This window comes from Rummeliibacillus sp. TYF005, assembly GCF_003844195.1.
In the GTDB taxonomy this organism is placed as follows: domain Bacteria; phylum Bacillota; class Bacilli; order Bacillales_A; family Planococcaceae; genus Rummeliibacillus.
In genome coordinates this window covers 1-17,647 of sequence record NZ_ML122566.1, presented here as the reverse complement: position 1 = coordinate 17,647, position 17,647 = coordinate 1, and the positions used below count along the sequence as shown (strand labels likewise).

The 17,647-nt window shown below is 34.4% G+C and carries 18 protein-coding genes; 5 read left to right on the top strand and 13 right to left on the bottom strand.

The genetic code is table 11. The features are described 5' to 3' along the window. Positions 1-261 precede the first annotated feature (261 nt). Positions 262-936, top strand: a complete 675-nt coding sequence (locus tag CW357_RS12390) for an adenine nucleotide alpha hydrolase family protein (protein ID WP_119416291.1) — start codon at positions 262-264, stop codon at positions 934-936. A gap of 51 nt (positions 937-987) precedes the next feature. Here the strand turns inward: CW357_RS12390 and CW357_RS12385 are convergent, their stop codons facing one another. The 3 genes from CW357_RS12385 to CW357_RS12375 all read right to left on the bottom strand — a co-directional run bounded on the left by CW357_RS12385 (position 988) and on the right by CW357_RS12375 (position 4,469). Then, positions 988-2,286, bottom strand: a complete 1,299-nt coding sequence (locus tag CW357_RS12385; protein ID WP_124218217.1) for a M48 family metallopeptidase — start codon at positions 2,284-2,286, stop codon at positions 988-990. An 80-nt stretch (positions 2,287-2,366) separates the two neighbouring features. Then, positions 2,367-3,014: an SIMPL domain-containing protein gene (locus CW357_RS12380; protein ID WP_119416293.1), complete on the bottom strand. Its 648-nt coding sequence runs from the start codon at positions 3,012-3,014 to the stop codon at positions 2,367-2,369. A gap of 243 nt (positions 3,015-3,257) precedes the next feature. Beyond that, positions 3,258-4,469 carry an MFS transporter gene (locus CW357_RS12375; protein WP_124218216.1) on the bottom strand — a complete coding sequence of 404 codons (1,212 nt, stop codon included), beginning with the start codon at positions 4,467-4,469 and terminating at the stop codon, positions 3,258-3,260. A 142-nt stretch (positions 4,470-4,611) separates the two neighbouring features. On the opposite strand from CW357_RS12375, the gene CW357_RS12370 reads away from it, so the two are divergent. Then, positions 4,612-5,349 carry a DUF421 domain-containing protein gene (locus CW357_RS12370; RefSeq protein WP_233548096.1) on the top strand — a complete coding sequence of 246 codons (738 nt, stop codon included), beginning with the start codon at positions 4,612-4,614 and terminating at the stop codon, positions 5,347-5,349. A gap of 138 nt (positions 5,350-5,487) precedes the next feature. On the opposite strand, the gene CW357_RS12365 is transcribed toward CW357_RS12370, so the two are convergent. Both CW357_RS12365 and CW357_RS12360 read right to left on the bottom strand, forming a co-directional pair. After that, a complete protein-coding gene (locus tag CW357_RS12365) occupies positions 5,488-5,910 on the bottom strand; it encodes a protein-tyrosine phosphatase family protein (RefSeq protein WP_119417211.1) in 423 nt (140 codons plus the stop codon). Next, positions 5,907-6,863 (bottom strand): carbohydrate kinase family protein, encoded by a 957-nt coding sequence (locus CW357_RS12360; RefSeq protein ID WP_119417210.1) that lies wholly within the window; start codon positions 6,861-6,863, stop codon positions 5,907-5,909. The genes CW357_RS12365 and CW357_RS12360 overlap by 4 nt, the downstream gene beginning before the upstream one ends. Before the next feature lie 169 nt (positions 6,864-7,032). Here CW357_RS12360 and CW357_RS12355 point away from each other — a divergent pair, with 169 nt between their 5' ends. Further along, on the top strand, positions 7,033-7,596 hold the full coding sequence (locus CW357_RS12355; RefSeq protein WP_119417209.1) for a GNAT family N-acetyltransferase: 564 nt from the start codon (positions 7,033-7,035) through the stop codon (positions 7,594-7,596). Between the two features lie 166 nt (positions 7,597-7,762). On the opposite strand, the gene CW357_RS12350 is transcribed toward CW357_RS12355, so the two are convergent. Together CW357_RS12350 and CW357_RS12345 are read right to left on the bottom strand one after the other, a co-directional pair. Continuing rightward, positions 7,763-8,584 carry a hypothetical protein gene (locus CW357_RS12350; RefSeq protein WP_119417208.1) on the bottom strand — a complete coding sequence of 274 codons (822 nt, stop codon included), beginning with the start codon at positions 8,582-8,584 and terminating at the stop codon, positions 7,763-7,765. Between the two features lie 63 nt (positions 8,585-8,647). Continuing rightward, on the bottom strand, positions 8,648-9,340 hold the full coding sequence (locus CW357_RS12345) for a Crp/Fnr family transcriptional regulator (protein WP_119417207.1): 693 nt from the start codon (positions 9,338-9,340) through the stop codon (positions 8,648-8,650). A gap of 151 nt (positions 9,341-9,491) precedes the next feature. On the opposite strand from CW357_RS12345, the gene CW357_RS12340 reads away from it, so the two are divergent. Together CW357_RS12340 and CW357_RS12335 are read left to right on the top strand one after the other, a co-directional pair. Further along, on the top strand, positions 9,492-10,382 hold the full coding sequence (locus CW357_RS12340) for an EamA family transporter (RefSeq protein WP_124218215.1): 891 nt from the start codon (positions 9,492-9,494) through the stop codon (positions 10,380-10,382). 81 nt (positions 10,383-10,463) lie between these two features. After that, positions 10,464-11,237, top strand: a complete 774-nt coding sequence (locus CW357_RS12335) for a FixH family protein (protein ID WP_124218214.1) — start codon at positions 10,464-10,466, stop codon at positions 11,235-11,237. A gap of 75 nt (positions 11,238-11,312) precedes the next feature. On the opposite strand, the gene CW357_RS12330 is transcribed toward CW357_RS12335, so the two are convergent. The 6 genes from CW357_RS12330 to CW357_RS12305 form a co-directional block, all read right to left on the bottom strand. After that, a complete protein-coding gene (locus tag CW357_RS12330) occupies positions 11,313-13,439 on the bottom strand; it encodes an MMPL family transporter (protein ID WP_164489599.1) in 2,127 nt (708 codons plus the stop codon). Positions 13,440-13,446: 7 nt separating this feature from the next. Beyond that, positions 13,447-13,842: a hypothetical protein gene (locus tag CW357_RS12325; RefSeq protein ID WP_119417212.1), complete on the bottom strand. Its 396-nt coding sequence runs from the start codon at positions 13,840-13,842 to the stop codon at positions 13,447-13,449. 83 nt (positions 13,843-13,925) lie between these two features. Then, positions 13,926-15,299, bottom strand: a complete 1,374-nt coding sequence (locus CW357_RS12320) for a HAMP domain-containing sensor histidine kinase (RefSeq protein WP_124218212.1) — start codon at positions 15,297-15,299, stop codon at positions 13,926-13,928. Then, positions 15,296-15,973 (bottom strand): response regulator transcription factor, encoded by a 678-nt coding sequence (locus CW357_RS12315; protein WP_299515131.1) that lies wholly within the window; start codon positions 15,971-15,973, stop codon positions 15,296-15,298. The genes CW357_RS12320 and CW357_RS12315 overlap by 4 nt, the downstream gene beginning before the upstream one ends. A gap of 74 nt (positions 15,974-16,047) precedes the next feature. Next, a complete protein-coding gene (locus CW357_RS12310; protein WP_124218211.1) occupies positions 16,048-17,142 on the bottom strand; it encodes a DUF1648 domain-containing protein in 1,095 nt (364 codons plus the stop codon). A 10-nt stretch (positions 17,143-17,152) separates the two neighbouring features. Beyond that, on the bottom strand, positions 17,153-17,533 hold the full coding sequence (locus tag CW357_RS12305; RefSeq protein ID WP_124218210.1) for a GntR family transcriptional regulator: 381 nt from the start codon (positions 17,531-17,533) through the stop codon (positions 17,153-17,155). Between the last annotated feature and the right edge of the window lie 114 nt (positions 17,534-17,647).

The window sequence follows — 17,647 nt, the reverse complement described above, 5'->3', positions numbered from 1 at the left end:
AATAGATGTGGGAATATAATACAAATAAGTATATGCTTGACGAAATTTAGTGGTCCCATCATAATAAGTAGCTAAATAACGCAAAAAATAAAAGACGTGGAGCATGGAGTACCTTTAATAAGGGGGTTGCATAAAACTACGCATACTTAAATTATACATTATTTTCTCTAAATTCATATTTTTAAGCCCTATAAAACTCATATTTTCTTATTTTTATTTATTAATAGTCATAAAATTGTTAAAAAGAAGGTGGAAAGAAACGTGAAACATTTGCATGGACGTATGGATGAAAGTATTTTAGTATGTGTCTATTATGGACCAAATGGTGAAAGGTTGATAAAAAGGGGACATAAAATTGCTCAGATGCTAGACTGTCCTTTTTATATTTTAACTGTTGACTCACTTCCTTATGATGATTTAGATGCCGAAAAACTCGCATACATCGAACAATGGAAAGAACTTTGTGAAGAATACAAAGTAGAAGAATTTATCATTCGTGATAATGAAAAAAGGCCTATTCAATCGGTCATAGCTGAGGTTGCGAATAACCTTAATATTACACAAGTTATTATTGGTCAAACAGCCCAAAGTCGATGGGAGGAAATTACAAAGGGGTCTTTTATGAACTTACTCTTAAGGGAAATCCCATTTGTTGATATGCACGTTGTATCTGTTGAACGTTTTATCCATAATGAAGAAGACACAGTTTATGAAAAGGGTGTAAGAGGTTATCTTGTACGTGAAGAAAAACAATACAAAGTAGTATTTACATGTCCAAAAGAAATCTGTCATACGGGTATATTCTTCAAAGAGATTGGTACCGACTTTGACAATGGTATTTTCAAATTTATGCATGAAGGAAAAATGCATGAAATACAAATAATTGAGAGCTTTGCGATAGACAAAAATGTGATTCCCAAATGTACAGCAAAATAACTAAAAAAACTGTTCATGAGTATCATAATTCCCATGAACAGTTTTCACTATCTATTTCCCCTTTTTCCGCTCTTCTTTTTTCTCTTGTTCTATATTTGGATTTTTTTCATAAACCGTATTGATTCTTTCAAGCATTGGAGGATGTGTATAGCGGAACCATTTCACAAGTAATGGTGGATTAACCTCACTCAATCCTGCTTTTGTTAATTTTTGGAATGATGAGACAGCCGCTGCATGATCTTCTGTTAGTTTAATGGCATATTCATCAGCTCGTGATTCCTGATATCTAGAAACATAATTCGACAGAGGGCTCGATGCAAACATTAAAAACGAAGTAACGAGTAAAAATAGTGGTATTGAACTTACATCACCTATCTTCTTTATCTTTAACGCTTGACCATATCGCAGAATAATCCAGTCCATAATTTTAGAAGTGAGCCAAAGACCGACAAATGTTAATAATATATAGCCAGCTATCCCAAAGTAGATATGCTTTTCAACATAGTGCCCCATTTCATGCGCCATGATAAATAAGATTTCTTTATCTGTCAACCGATTCAATGTTGTATCCCATAGTACAATTCGTGAATTACTTCCAACACCAGTAACATATGCATTTAAAGCATTTGTTTTTTCAGCCATATTGACTTCATATACATGGTCTGATGGAATATTCGCCTGATCAGCTAACGCCAGAATTTTAGCTTCTAATTCTTTATTTTGTAAAGGATAAAAGTCATTATAAAGCGGATCAATAATGACAGGCTGTACAAACATTAAAAAAATAGAGAATGGTATGGATAGCAGCCATGTATACAGCCACCATCTTTTCGTACTCTTTCGTATAAGCCAATAAATAACCGACATCATGATAACAGACATCATATAATTGACTCCAAAATCGATTAAACCATCTTTTACCCAAGAAGAGACAGTTTGTGTGCTAATTCCATATTCTTTACTCAATTGATACCGATAATAATCCATTGGCCACATTACAATATACAGTAGCAAAGATAACCAAAATACATAAATTATTGTCTGGAAAAGTGTTGATTTTGCTTTTGAAGTTGCCTTTTTTTCAAACAAGCGGGACAATCCTAAAAGTAAAATAAATAAATAAATCAACCATTCAAGTGGTGTTACAACGAAGAAAAGAAAGTTCCTTATTTTTGAATAGTCTTCACTTAACAATAGCTCATGACTGGACATAAAAACCGCTGGATCGGCAACCGTTCCTTTTAAAGAATTTGGAATCTCACCATTTCCACTATGAAATATATAAAAGTACATTCCTACGGCATAAACTCCAGATAATATGAGCGTTATTATGCCAATTTTTTTTGCCATTTCATCTCCACCCTTATTAGTCTATCCTATAGAATAGTGTAATCTTAAGAAAAAAATATAGAACTAACTTATAACAATGTTTAATATCGGAATTTTACTCTTAATACAGCGCTAATCGTAATAAGCCCCGTTTCAATCGGAGTTGTTACGTTTTGATTGGCCATAGCTGTTTTGAATAAAACTGGCTCTGCCATACTTTCTTCTACGATTTCTACAGGTTGTGGAGGCATATGTAAGTGCATAGTTTCTGCTATTGTATTTGCTTTCATCTGTGCATTATCATAGGCTATTATTAAAGCTCGTTGATAATAAAAGTCCGGATTTTCTAGTTTAAATTGTAACCCAGACATACTATTGGCCCCATTTTTTACCGCCGTATCAATCAGCATACCTACTTGACTTATATTTCGAACTTTTACGCTAATCGCATTTGTTACTTCATATCCCCTAAAAAGTTGTTTCCCTTCGATGTAATCATACTTGGGTGAAATCATATACGAAGCTGTTTGAATATCCTCTCGCGCTACTCCTAATGCCAATATAGATTCAATCACGCGGCTCGTTATTTCAGCATTATCTTCTGTTGCCTTACTTACCTCTTTTCCTTTTGTTACTATCTCTACTTGTAGTTGAACAAAATCAGGTGTTGCAGATACATTTCCATGCCCCGTTACTGAAATAATACGTGATACTCCGGGTGATTTTTGATGCATGTTATGATAATACACAGCATTCCGCCTTCCATATTGTTCATAATGCTTATCCTATGCTATTTCTTTTGAAAACTTGTCACGTGGAACCTATCGAGTAAATTGACTTTCCTGCTAGCAGACTTTACACAGTGAATTGACAAGACGCAACGTTCGTACTTTACTCGATTAGCGTATTGCAAAATTGATAAAAAATGTATCCCTTTTATTGGAACCTACAAAATTTGATGAAAACAGGATTTCACCGTATTTTTTATCTAACTATGTTGTTATTTTATGATCTGTTGGAAGCCAAAATGCGACAATTGCTAATAAAGGTAACACAGATATGAATATCATTGTATTAAAAATCCCCATCGAATCCATCATCATACCAATTACTACTGAACCAATTGCTCCCATGCCAAACGCAAGTCCCACCGTTAGGCCCGCCATTGTCCCTACTTTACTGGGCACAAGTTCTTGCGCATAAATAACTGTTACAGAAAAACTCAACATGATGAAAAATCCAATAACCACTAAAAATACAACAACTATCCACAAAGGAAGGTATGGTAAAAGCAACGCTAATGGCATAGGAACCAAAAATGATAGCAATATTACACTTTTTCTACCTATACGATCTGCCATTGGACCTCCAAAAAATGTTCCAACAGCACCAATTCCGAGAAATATAAAAATAAGCATTTGACCATTTTGAATCGTTAACTGATATTTATCCATTAAATAGAAAATATAAAAGTTAGTCATGTTCGTTACATAAAACGAGCGAACAAAAATAACAGCCATTAATAAGCCTAGTGCTATTCCGACTTGCCTTTTTGTTAAATTGGGCAAGTTTGAAATCAATGTCTTTTTCTTATTCGTCAAACGCTCCTCTTCTAATTGGTTTTTATACCAACTAGATATTCGAGATAGCAGAACAATCCCGATAGCTGCTACAATCAAAAACCACGCCGCCCCTATTTGACCAAATGGTACAAGCACAAAAGCACTGATTAATGGTGCTAATGCCTGTCCTGAATTTCCGCCAACTTGGTAGATAGATTGAGACAATCCACGCTTTGAACCAGCAGCCATAAAACTTACTTTTGAACCTTCCGGATGAAAAATAGCGGAGCCCAGCCCTAAAAAGATAACCGATAAAAGAATAATCCAGTAATTCGGTGCAATAGCTATTCCTGCTAGTCCGATGAATGTACAACTCATTCCCAATGGTAAAGCATATGGCTTAGGATTACGGTCACTAAAAAACCCTACTACCGGCTGCAAAACTGAAGATACCATATTCAATACAAATGTTATAAGACCGAGTTGCGTAAACGTTAAACCAATCTCCTTTTCCAATACCGGGAACATCGCTGGTATAACAGCTTGCAATGTATCATTAAATAAATGGCAAATACCAATTGCAACCATCACAGGATAAATAGGCGTTGTGAGATTTTTCGTTCTTACTAATGTCGTTGCCATAATAAGCTTTACACTTCCTTTATATCTTGGTGAAATATATTCATTTATTATAACAATTTTTCCAAAATTCAAATATCTTTTTAAAAGAATATTCCTTTCTTTCATGTTCATACTAAGTGCGATAAAAAGAGAGGTGAAAATAATGGGTGACTTTTTAGAAATAAATTTTTGGGAAATGATGCTACGAACAACACTTTCTTTTATAGTATTGCTCATTCTTGCCCGTCTACTCGGAAAAAAACAATTAAGTCAGCTAACCTATTTCCACTATATTACCGGTATTACAATTGGGTCCACTGCTGCTCAAATTGCTTCCGTAAAAGAAACGCCATTTCTTGATGGAATCATTTCTCTCATTTGGTGGTCAGCTTTAACATATTTCGCCAGTGTGATTACCCTAAAATGGTCTTTCATGAGGAATATCGTAGACGGAAGCCCAACGGTTATCATTAAAAATGGTGAACTTTCAGTACAAGCTTTAAAAACTTCTAAACTCCACATGGATGATTTAGTCATGATGCTTCGGGAACAATCTGTCTATTCCATTCAGGATATACATTATGCGATATTAGAGACAAATGGACAATTAAGTATATTAAAGAAACCAGCAGAACAATCAGCTACCAAACAAGACGTAAAAGCAGACGTATCCATTCCACCTCACATTCCAATAGAACTAATAGGAGATGGGAAAATTATATGGAAATCAATGGAGGAAATGAATTTAACTGAAGAGGCATTAATGAAGAAACTCAAGAAGAAGAATATTCAAAAGGTTGAAGATGTCTTTTATGCACAGCTACAACCAGATGGATCCCTATATATTTGTACAAGAGATGAAAATAAAGCCTCTAACAACGATAAAACAAAACAAAATTAATCTTTTGCATCTTCTCAAAGTTATTCTCTCATGAACATTAAACACCATTCGCCAAAAAGCACTAAAATTCCCCAGGAAATATATTATTAATACAAAACTAAAGAGTAGCTCCTAATTAGGAGCTACTCTTTCATTGATTTATTCGTAAATTTCTTTTAATGCTTTTTTCAGGGGTTCACGGACATTAACTTTTGAACGGATAGCCTTTGCTTTTTGCTCTGCCGCTTCCACCGTTTTTGCTTGTCCTAATTCTAATAATGTTGCCGTAGCTATCGTACCTGCTCTGCCGCTTCCACTCCCACAATGGAAAAAGACCTTCTTCCCATCATGATATGCTTTCATCACTTCATTAACTGCATTTTGAATTGATGGAACTATATCTACCTCTTTATCAGCAATTGGAGCGTGGACTCTTGTATATCCCACTTTTTCTGGCTCTGCAACTCGTAGATCTATTACAATATCAATCTGTTCATTGGCAATTGCTTCTTCTACGTCAGCAGCTCCTCCAAAGAAAATCTGGTTATTAACTAATTCCTGATAGTTTTTCACCGATTTCATTCTCCTTCGTGAAGTAATTCTTTAATTTCTTCATAATGAGGCATTGCTGTTATCGCACCTGCTTTTGTTGCAGCACATGCACCCAATTGGTTAGCAAAACGTACATAGTTAAAAGCTTCGTCCATTGTTTTTGGCATGCCATATAAGTGAACTTGGCGAAGTATACCTGCCATAAAAGCATCCCCCGCACCAGTTGTATCAACACATTCTATTTTAATAGAAGGTACATGTTTCATCTCATCATTAAAGATTACATATGCACCTTTATCGCCAACTGTCACCATGATTAATGGAATATCAAATCTCTTTAAAGCATGAATGCCCTCTTCTAATGTATTGGATTGTGTTAAAAAGAATAATTCTTCATCTGCTAATTTTAATAAATCAGCATCTTTTAAGAAAGTAGCAATTGTATCATGACAAATTTGTGGGCTTTCCCATCGTAAGGGGCGAATATTAGCATCCATCGCAACTAATACTTGATGTTTTTTGGCAAGAGCAACCGCTTTTTTGGTAGTTTCTAAAGCAGTTGGATGGAACATTGTATTAGAGCAAAAATTAAAAATAGAAGCACGTTGGAAAGCTTCTTCTTGCAAATGCCCACTTTCTACTTGAAGATCCGGTGTATCATCAATATAATTTGTAAAAATACGCTCATGTCTCTCAGTTAAATGAACATGAACTCCACTAACACGTTTTTCTGGAATAATTTTGGCATAATCCATAATAACGCCTTCATTGTCTAGTTCATGACGGACAAATTCAGATGTTTCGTCATCTCCGGTTAAAGTAATCAGTGCAGCAGGTGCACCTATTCGACTAATACCTGCAGCAACATTCACTGTTGCCCCACCTAAAAACTTGGTAAACGTTGTATTCGTAGTATCATTAGCTATAAAATCAACAAATGCATCCCCGTAGACGAGAACGAATTCTTTTTTGGACTCTAACATTTACAAACTCCTTCACACATATCTTCCTTCTATCGTACCATGAAGTCTGACAACGCAAAAGTAACTTATGAAATAATTTAGGTATTACATCATAAGAAATGAAAAAAATCCTATTTCCAGCAGAACTTTATGCCCTCTGCTATACTTATCCTGAAGGAGATTGATAAATATGGATATTAATGTAAGAGAAGCTAAGTTAGCTGACGCACCATTTGTTGCACCTTTAATCGTAGAAGCTATTGATGAAATTGCGAATCGTCTTACAGGTGAAGATGAACCAAAAGCTATTCTCAATTCACTAGAAGAGCTATTTACACGTACAGATAACAGACACTCTTATAAAAACACATATATTGCTGAAATAAATGGTGGAGTTGCTGGAATTATGGTGGTTTATGGCGGTGATGAAGCACCCCTTTTAGATAAAAACTTAGAAACATGGTTAGCTGCTAAAGGTGCTCGAGTTCAAACTATTGAAGTTGAAGCCCGTGAAGATGAATTCTACATTGATACAATTTGCACCGCAAAGCAATACCGTGGACATGGAGTTGGCACTACACTATTACAATACGCTGATCATATTGCTAAAGAAAAAGGTTACCAAAAAGTATCCTTGAGTGTTGAAAAGCAAAAAGTACGTGCTCGACATTTATATGAGAAAATGGGATTTGTATTCTCAGAACCCTGGATGATTATTGGAGAAGAATTTGATCATATGGTAAAAGGTATTTAGTTATTTAGTTCAATAAAGACGGAGACGAATAGCCTCTCCATTTTTCCACTCAAAAAAGATGACTTCACGAATATATTGAAGTCATCTTTATTACATTTTTATAGTGATCTTTTTTATAATTCTAGCAATTTGTAAAGATATTTAACATATATCCACAAATACTTATTTAATAAGATGGATTAATCTTTAAAAACTGTCCGTTTTTCACTTTTACATACTCTGTTCCATTAATTTCTCCATTATACTCAAGAGCTTCCATATCTAAAATTGAAGAATTATTGATGACTTCATAATAGCTACCAAATGAGATTTTGTGAGTACCAGCTTTTAGATCTGCGCCTATTTTATACATACCTGGCTTTTTAACAGATGTAGCAAGTGTATGCTTTACTTTTGAAGAAGGGATAAAGTACGCTCCTGTACCGTAATCAGATAGCTTAAAGTATTGTCCAACTGATAAACGGACATACGCTTGATTGTACACAAAATCATTTGTCAAAATCGCATCGAAATTGGATGGTTGTTTTGAAATTTCATAGTATACATCTTTACCAAAAATCATGTACTCTCCAGCAGAGATATCTTTCCCTACTTTATATGAACCTGCGTATTTTGCATATGGAATAAGTGTTTTTGTAGATTTCACAGTTGAATATTTACTATAATAAGTTTTCTTTCCTGATTTTTTTAAAGCACGAACTTTATAGTAATATCTAAAAGAAGATTTTAACTTACTATTTGTATAGGATGTACTTTTCGTTGAAATGATGCGTTTATACTTACCGTTTTTTGAAGTTGCACGGTAAATGCGATATGAAGTTGCACCTTTTACCTTCTTATAAGAAATTTTGATCTTTGTTGTACCTGTTGCCTTTACCGTAATGACAGGTTTAGATAGTGACGTAGCTGCTGATGCATCAAGTTCGTTTCCAAAAACAAATGCAATAGAAAAAACTAGAGTTAATAACGATATGATATTTTTTCTCATTTTTTACCTACCTTTAATATTATTATGCTTAATTTTAATATAAAAGATAGAATAATACTATCGTTATTCATATCGAATACCTTGTGAAAGTTCTTTTAATTGCATCTCATTTAATATCCGTATAACTTTACGATCCTTTTTAATAATTTTACGTTCACATAAATCTCGAATAACACGATTTAGATGACGATGTGTTGTTCCGAGTAAATCTGCAATTTCACTTATATTTGTTGTTTTTAATTCTAAACCAAACTCATTATTAGGTGCAGTTATAGACAATAAATAGCTCGCAAAACGGTTTTCTACTGAGGCTAATAAATTAACCCGAGAAGCTGTAGTACTCGTTTGTAATTTATAACTTAAATGTTTTAAAAGATCCTGTAAAAATAGTGGGTTATTCATTTCAAAGTTATATATATAATCGAATGGTAACGAGATGCAAAAACAATCTGTGACAGCTGTAATTTGCGATTGGACCGGCACATGCCGAACCAATTCCAAATCTCCTATTATAGCTAGAGGTCTACTAAAACGTAATAATAGGGACTTTCCAGTTTCTACACTTGATGTTGCTTTTATCTTCCCCTCAACTAAGTAAAGTAAAGATTGCAACTCAACTCCCTCGTGCAATATGATTTCCCCTTCTTTGTAGCTTAGAAGTGAAAATGGTCGTGCATCAACATCTCCAAAAATCTGCTGAAACTTATATTCAATTAATTTTCTATGAAGTAGTGACGTGTCTTCGATAATTTTCATCTATAATCTTCCTTTCGGACATATGTCCTTTTTCATTATAAATGTCCTTGTTATGATGATAAAAGCAAAGGACAATTATGTTTTAGCGAACAAATGAATTTTTTGTGATATAATTCTTCTTTGAGATTTTTTACAACTGGAGTGTCAACTTATGAACAAAAATTTCATATACCCATTGCTTATCGTGATTGGATCAAGCTCATATGGGATTTTATCAACAATTATAAAAGTTGCGATGGGTCGAAGCTTTGAAACGAACGAAGCCGTTACAAGTCAATATGTGATTGGTTTTTTACTAGCATTCTTGCTATTTATTATTACACAACGCACTTTACCAAAGCTTACTGGTAAAGGCTTTTTAATAATTATGATTTCCGGTTTACTTACTGGAAATACAGGAATTGTATATGGACAGGCTGTTCACTATTTGCCTGCTTCACTAGCAGTTGTTATGCTATTTCAATTTACATGGATTGGCCTCTTTTTAGATTGCATCATCCATCGTAGACGTCCTACACGTATTGAGTTATTATCTCTTGTCTTCTTAGTAGCTGGAACAATTCTTGCAGCAGGTATCTTAGATGCAGATTTAAGTGGACTCGATATACGTGGGTGGTTATTTGGTTTTGCATCAGCTCTTAGTTTTGCTTGCTTCATGCAATTCAATTCCAAACCAGTTGAGGGAGTATCGAAGATTGGTCGTATGACGATTATGGCATTCTTCGCCATGCTAATAGTATGCATTTTCCAAACACCAGAAATAATAATTAATGGGAAACTATTTGCCTCTGAGCTATTATACTTCGGTCTCGCCCTAGGCTTCTTTGGTATTATATTACCAATCCTACTCTTCACCATTTCTGTTCCTAAAGTCGGTGGAGGAGTAGCGTCTATTTTAAGTGCAACTGAACTACCAGTAGCCATTATTGCCTCTGTCATAGTTCTTCACGAAAAACTAACAATGCTTCAAGTAGGTGGTATTATATTGGTGTTATTTGGTATGGTATTACCGACAATTTTACAAAAAAATTCAACTAAATAGCAGAATTTCACACTTATTTCGCAAACTCCCTTTATCCTTTTGTTACAATGATTATTGTCATAAGAAGGGAGTTTTTTTAATATGAAAAAAATGATTATGTTATTTATAGCATTGACTACTTCAATAGCTCTTGTAGCTTGTAATAATAATGATCACAATAACCATGCAACAAATGATAGTAAAAAAGAAGAAGCACCTTTAAAAGCCACATTAACGGTTCCAGATACGGCTAAAGTTGGAGACAAAGTTGTACTGAAAGTAACTGTGACTAAAGAAAGTAAAGCATTTACAGATGCAAAAGATGTGGCATTTGAAATTGAAAATAGCAAAACTAATTTCGACAAAATGATAGCAGCTAAACTTATGGATAATTCATATGTTGCCACTTATAAAGTACAAGATGCTGGAAAGTATAATATTACTGCTCACGTCTCTGCAAAGGACGGCAACCATGTAATGCCAAACACTGAAATAGAAGTAGACAATGCCCCTACAAAATCAGAACATGCGACTCAAAATACTTCTGTTAAATCTACTACAGAGGAACATGAACACCATCATGATGTAGCGATTACTTACAACCACAAGCATTCGGTAAAAAAAGATTCGGAAGTAAAGCTTAATGTATCTTTAAAACATGATGATAAAGTATTATCAGGTGCAAGCGTACACTACCAAATCCTTCCTCAATTTGACGATGGTAAACCAACTTGGATTACTTTAAATGAAACATCCAAAGGTACATATGAAGCAAAATATACCTTCAGCCAAGCTGGAAAATATCAATTAAAATTGCATGTTGAAAATGATGATGGCCTTCATAGTCATGAAGTGAAAAACTTTCTCGTAAAGTAAAATTTTTTACTAAATCAATCAAATAAAGCCTGTATGGAGAAATTTATCCATACAGGCCTTTCTATACTTTTTAAACTATGCATCATGTTTTAATTTTTTTGGCCAAAAACTAAACTTGCCCAGAATAACGATTAAAGCCGGAATGACGATTGGACGCACAAGGAATGTATCGACAAGCACCCCAACTGCTACTGCAAAACCGAATGCCCGAAGCTCCATAACCGGTTGTGTGATTAACACGGCAAATGTCGCTGCTAAGATCAAACCTGCAGAAGAAATAACGCCCCCTGTTTTACCTACTCCCTCACGTACAGCATCTTTAATCGGTAAATGTACTTTCTCTTCACGAATTCGCGAGATTAACATAATAGAATAATCCACACCAAGCGCTACTAAAAATACAAATGTGTAAAGTGGAATACGATAACTGATTCCGGAATGGCCAAGTAAGTCTTGGAAGAAGAATACAGTAAATCCAAGTGCCGCTCCATATGATAATAGAATAGTTGCCATCATATATACTGGCGCTAAAAGCAAACGAGTTTGTATGCCAAGCATTACCATGATTAATACTGTCATTAAAATAATGATGCGTATTTCATCACCATGACTTGCTGCACGAATATCTGCATTTTGAGCCGTTTCACCAGCTATTAGCATATTTGCGTCATTAATATGACTATCATGTAAAATCTGATTTGAATCTTTTCTTAACTTTTCAAGATCATCAAAGGCTTTTTCTGTATAAGGGTTATTGTTTAAAACAAGATTAATCTTTGCTACATTTTGATGATTATCAGCATATGGATTTCCTTGAATTTCAGCCTTATTCACGCTCTTTTGATCATTCAATTTATCTACTAATGACGTTAATTGTTTATTAGTTAAATCATCTTTTGCTTTTATAATGACTGTACTTGGAGCAATTTCCCCTGCAGAAAATGCATCATTTAATACGTTATACCCTTGAATAGAGGACATTTCTTTTGGGAAAGAGTCCAATAAGTTAAATGAATAATTTACATGTCTAATCATAGAGGCAAAAATCACTAAGATAACAATAATCGGCATCATCGCAAGCCATGGTTTTTCAGTAACAAAGTGACCAAGCTTGTGCCAAAAGTTTTCTTTACCTGCACGTTTTATAGCGCGCTTACGTGGATTAGATGGCCAGAATGATTTCTCACCTGCAATCGCAAACAAAGCTGGCATTAAAGTTAAACCCGCAACAAGCATTAAAGCAACTGCTACTGCAAATACTGGTGCAAAACCACGGTATGATTCGTATACAGCAAAGAATAATGTTAGCATACTTAGAAATACTGTACCGCCACTAAATACGATTGGCTCTTTTACAAAGTTCAATGCGTTTTTCATTGCTTCATTGACATGTAAGCCTTTTTCAAGCTCTTCACGGAAACGTGAAAATAATAATAATGAGTAATCAGTGATAACTGCAAATAATAGAATCATCATAATAGATAACGATTGACTATCAATTGCAAACCAATCTGCTTTCCCCATCAATCCTAATAAGCGATCTACAACAGAATAGGCTATACCCGCACCGATTAAAGGAATAAATGAAAGCAACGGTGAACGGTAAATAACAATTAAAATAACAAATATTAAAGCAACTGTACCTAATATTAATACCACATCTGCCTTAGAGAACATCTCATACGTATCTGCTACGATACCAGCAGGACCCGTAAAATAGGTTTTTAAATTAGATGGTTGTTCTTTAGCAACTTGTTTTTTTAAGTCATCCATTGTTGCTTTTACAACCTTGTTTTCCATACCTTTAGGGAATAATACTGGTAAAAAGAATGTGGTATTATCCTTTGAGAAGAAGGAAGCACGTGCTTGTTCCGGCATTTTTGAAAGAGGCACAACGGTAAAATCTTTATTTGCATTTGTCATAACCTTTTCAATATTCATCATTGCCTTATTTACATCTTGTTCCTTCAATCCATCCTTGTCATGAACAACGACAAACAAGGGAACACCCTCAGATGAAGGAAAATATTCTTTTAAAGCTTTTTCAGCTTGGATTGATGCATCTGTTTCAGGAAGACCTGAGTTTTTATTTGGTGATGTTACTTCTTTTGCATGAGGTGCCATCCCGGACAACGCTGCAGCAGCGATAATCCAAATCAATAGAATAGCAAACCATCTTTTTTTCTCTTTAAAAATTTTCATCATTATCCTACTTTCTATTAGAATCAATCATAAATGTTGTAAGGATAAATAGCCCAAAGCTTATTAACAAAACAGTACCGCCTACTATATAAAAAACTAACGCAAATGTATCATTAATACCAAATGGCTTTAATGTGTTAAACCACATGCCCATAGTCAAGCCAATTGAACCAATTATTGCTGTCCAACCATGTACAACGACTAATTTAGCTGATTTAATCTTAAAGAGACTGTAGAAAATCCCCCATGCAAATACAGAAAGCCAACCAACTACTAAAATATGTGCATGAATTGGACGAAATTGATAGCTCCCTGATCCAGCCATATGTGACCCTAAATATGCGCCGACTAAGCCAAAAATGGCAGCCAAACGGATTAATCGTATACCCCATTTTCTTTCCAGCATGTTCTACCTCCATAGATTTCAGAATTTCTTTCTATGGTGTAAATATAAACTGTCTATATGAACTCTATATGAACTTCACATTACAATTTTGGAAGGATTATGGTGAAAACTGTTCCTATCCCTAATTGAGTTTCCACCTGGATGTTGCCTCCATGAATTTTAACAATTTGCTCAACAATTGCTAAGCCAAGACCTGTCCCATCCTTTGTACGAGAATCATCTGCACGGAAAAAACGTTGAAATGATTGTTCTTTTGTTGTATCGCTCATGCCAATACCTGTATCTTGAATTTGAACAGTAACTTCTTGATCGGTTGATGTTAATACTACTTGAATATCTCCATTTTCCTTGTTATATTTAATCGCATTGGTCAATAAATTTTCCCAGACATTTTCTAATAAGCCTGCATCAGCATTAATCAGTGTAGGTTCAAGTGTCATAGATAGATTAATGCCTTCTTCTTCCAACCACCATCGATATTTTTGAATCGTCCTTTTCATCTGCTCATCAAGTGCATATATTTTTCTCTCCATTTTACGTGAAGATTGGTCAAGAGAAGTTAATAATAATAACTGTTTCGTTAATGTCGATAATCGATGTGTTTCAGATTGAATGATAGAAACATAATCCCTGCGTTCCTCATCAGTAATATTTTCTGATACCAATAATCCTGCATATCCTTGAATATTTAATAACGGCGACTGAAAGTCATGAGAAACATTACTAATAAATTCCTTTCGTATTTGATCATTTTCTTGTAATTGCCCCATCATTGTATTAAAACTTGTTGCGAGCTGACCAATTTCATCTTTACTCTCAATTTTTAAGGGCGTATCAAATCGTTCATTAGCAATGCGCTTTGTTGCTTCCGTCAACTCTGTAATTGGTTTGATCAAAAGCTTTGCAAATAACAACATGGCTGCTAGACTAATTAACCCCATAAATATTGTCCATCCACCCATAATTGTATGTACTTCATTGAAAAGTAACTTTATATCTGGTCTTAAAAACATTGCATAGCGTTTATGATGATATTGAAATGAAACCCCTACTGTATTGGACAAATGATTAGCAAAGAATCCTGTTACAAATGTTTCTTTCGGGAAATCTCGCATACCATGATAAATCTCCCCATTCAACACTTGTTGAACAGTAGAGTCCGTTAAATCCTTTACTCGATAATCTCCTCCATAAAATTTTGAATCACCATTTTCATTAACTAGATAAATTTGATATCCTACATCCCCAAGTGTTTGTAGATAATGGTCTAAATTAAGGTCCTGCACCTCATTAATATGTTGGATAACAGATTGTGCAATTGTTACATTTTTAGCATCATTCTTTGACTTCGTAACTTGATGATAATACGTGTTCGTAAGTAAAAATCCTGCTAATGAGCTGAAAATCATAATGAGAATAGTTGCAAGTAAAAACTTACTATACAAAGACTTCATTGGCCCTGCACCTCTAACTTATAACCGACTCCACGAACTGTTACAATTTCTACACCTGTAGCAAACTTAGCCAACCTTTCACGAATTCGCTTGATATGTGTATTTAATGTTTGTTCATCCCCATCGTAATCATAGCCCCATATCTTCTCCATAATATCTGCTCTTTCAAACACCTGATTCGGACGAGTAGCAAGCAATGCTAAAACTTCAAATTCTTTGAGCGGCATCAATAATATACTTTGTCCTACAGATACTTCATAACTTTTTCTATTTATCGTCATCGAACCAACTCGAAGAATTGTCTCACTTGGTTTATCGTAGCGTCGTAAAATGGCTGCAATACGGAATAATAACTCTTTAGGCTCAAATGGTTTTACCATATAATCATCTGAACCAGACAAAAAGCCCTTTTCTTTATCTTCCAGTTCTCCTTTTGCAGTTAATAGCAAAACGGGAATATCTAATTGATCTCTTATACGTTTTGTTAACTCATAACCATTCATTCCTGGCATCATTACATCTACTACTGCTAAATCAGGAATCTCCATTTCTAATACTCCGAGTGCTTGAACTGCATTTTCTGCTTTTAGTACCTGATAGCCCGCTTGTGTCAAATGGATACGTACTAAATCTAAAATATTCTTATCATCATCCACAATTAAAATTTTTGACACTCTCATTGCCTCATTTCTAGTTTTTTCTCCATTATAACGAAAGAGCGAGATGGACTATAGCCACTCGCTCAGTTTTATAAAAAATACGCTATGAAAAAAATAATAAGAATTGGTCCAAATAGTATAATATAGCCCATTGGCCTTGCAAAGTTAATCGTCCAACCAATTCCAAATCTTTTTTCTACAAATAAAGATGGGTCCTCTTTATTGAAATAAACTAATCCACCCTTCCAATAACGATCATCATCTAAATCTGTCAAACCATTAGACATATTGGAGGGGGCAATTTCTTTATTTAACTTACTAAATTTAATCGAGAAAATAGTACTCCCCATAAAAGTCAGCACGATAAAGCCTATAAATATAGCCAACATAAAATTCTTTCCAATGGCGGCATGATGTATCGTCGTCAACTGTAAAAAGCTGAATAATAAGGTTATCAAAAAAGCCGTTAAAAACAAAAACTTACTAGTATACTGTCTTTTTTTACCCTGATTATAAGCAGACTTTTGCATATTAAGTGCACTAATCTTAACTCCTGAACGTTTTGTCCCCTCTGATATTGTAGCAAACAAAATTTGTGTAACTAGCATAATTAAAGGCAGAGATATTACAGAAAAATAATTTTTCTCAGTAAAAGCATCAGCCTCTCCACTTGGACCCCAATGCGTGGGGACTTGCTGAGGTAGTAAAGGGTATTGATAATATGTGTAAATAATAAGTATCACTGATACTAAAGCTAAACTCCAAAAATAAGAAAGTGGCAACATATCATCTTGCTTATTTGTACTTGCTATTTTAACTTCAGTTAAGTCTGCTCCCCATTGCTTTTGCTGCTTTTCTACCTGCAGTTTACGATGAAAATACGTATAGAATAACAAACTAATTAATATAAAAAGAAGCATGGTGAATACTCCAACAACAATTTGAAGCTCTCCATTTTGGTTTATACTTAATCCCCAAATGGAATAACTAACAATCATTAATAACCAAATAATAGCCATTGCAACACTATATGTCTTCTTTGTTTGATTTACTGTCGCATGTTTTATTTGCGATGTTGGTATTGTAACACCAAATACTATCGTACTCTTTAACATATATGGTATAAAAATTTGAATTGCCCCTAACAAACTAAGCATTGCAATCGAAACCCAATATCCAACCATAACAATCCCCCTATTGTAATGTCTTCATTAGCCTTTTAATTAATAGTTCAAATTCACTTAAACCTAATCCATAAACAATACCCTCTGCAACAACAGGTCGTAGCATTTTCTCCATATAATCTAATTGCTCTCCTTTAACCCCTCCCTCTTCTCTTGTTACATTTACTACAGCACCTATTTTTGGAATGATGGTGATTAAGCCCTTTTTCTCTAATTCATGATAGCTTTTATTAACAGTATGCATATTAACACCTAGATCTGCTGCTAAGGAACGTACTGAAGGTAAGGAATCCCCAGGGATAATATCTTTATTAGCGATTCCCTCTATAATTTGTTGTGATATTTGCGTATAAATAGGAATATCAGAATACGGTTCAATTTGAAGAAACATAAAATGCCTCCATTTCTGTTATATAGTTAGTATAACAAAATTGTTCTATAAAAGGTAGAACAAAATAAATGAAGTAGGATTTTTAGGCTCTTTGTAAATAGTTGGGGTGGGGAC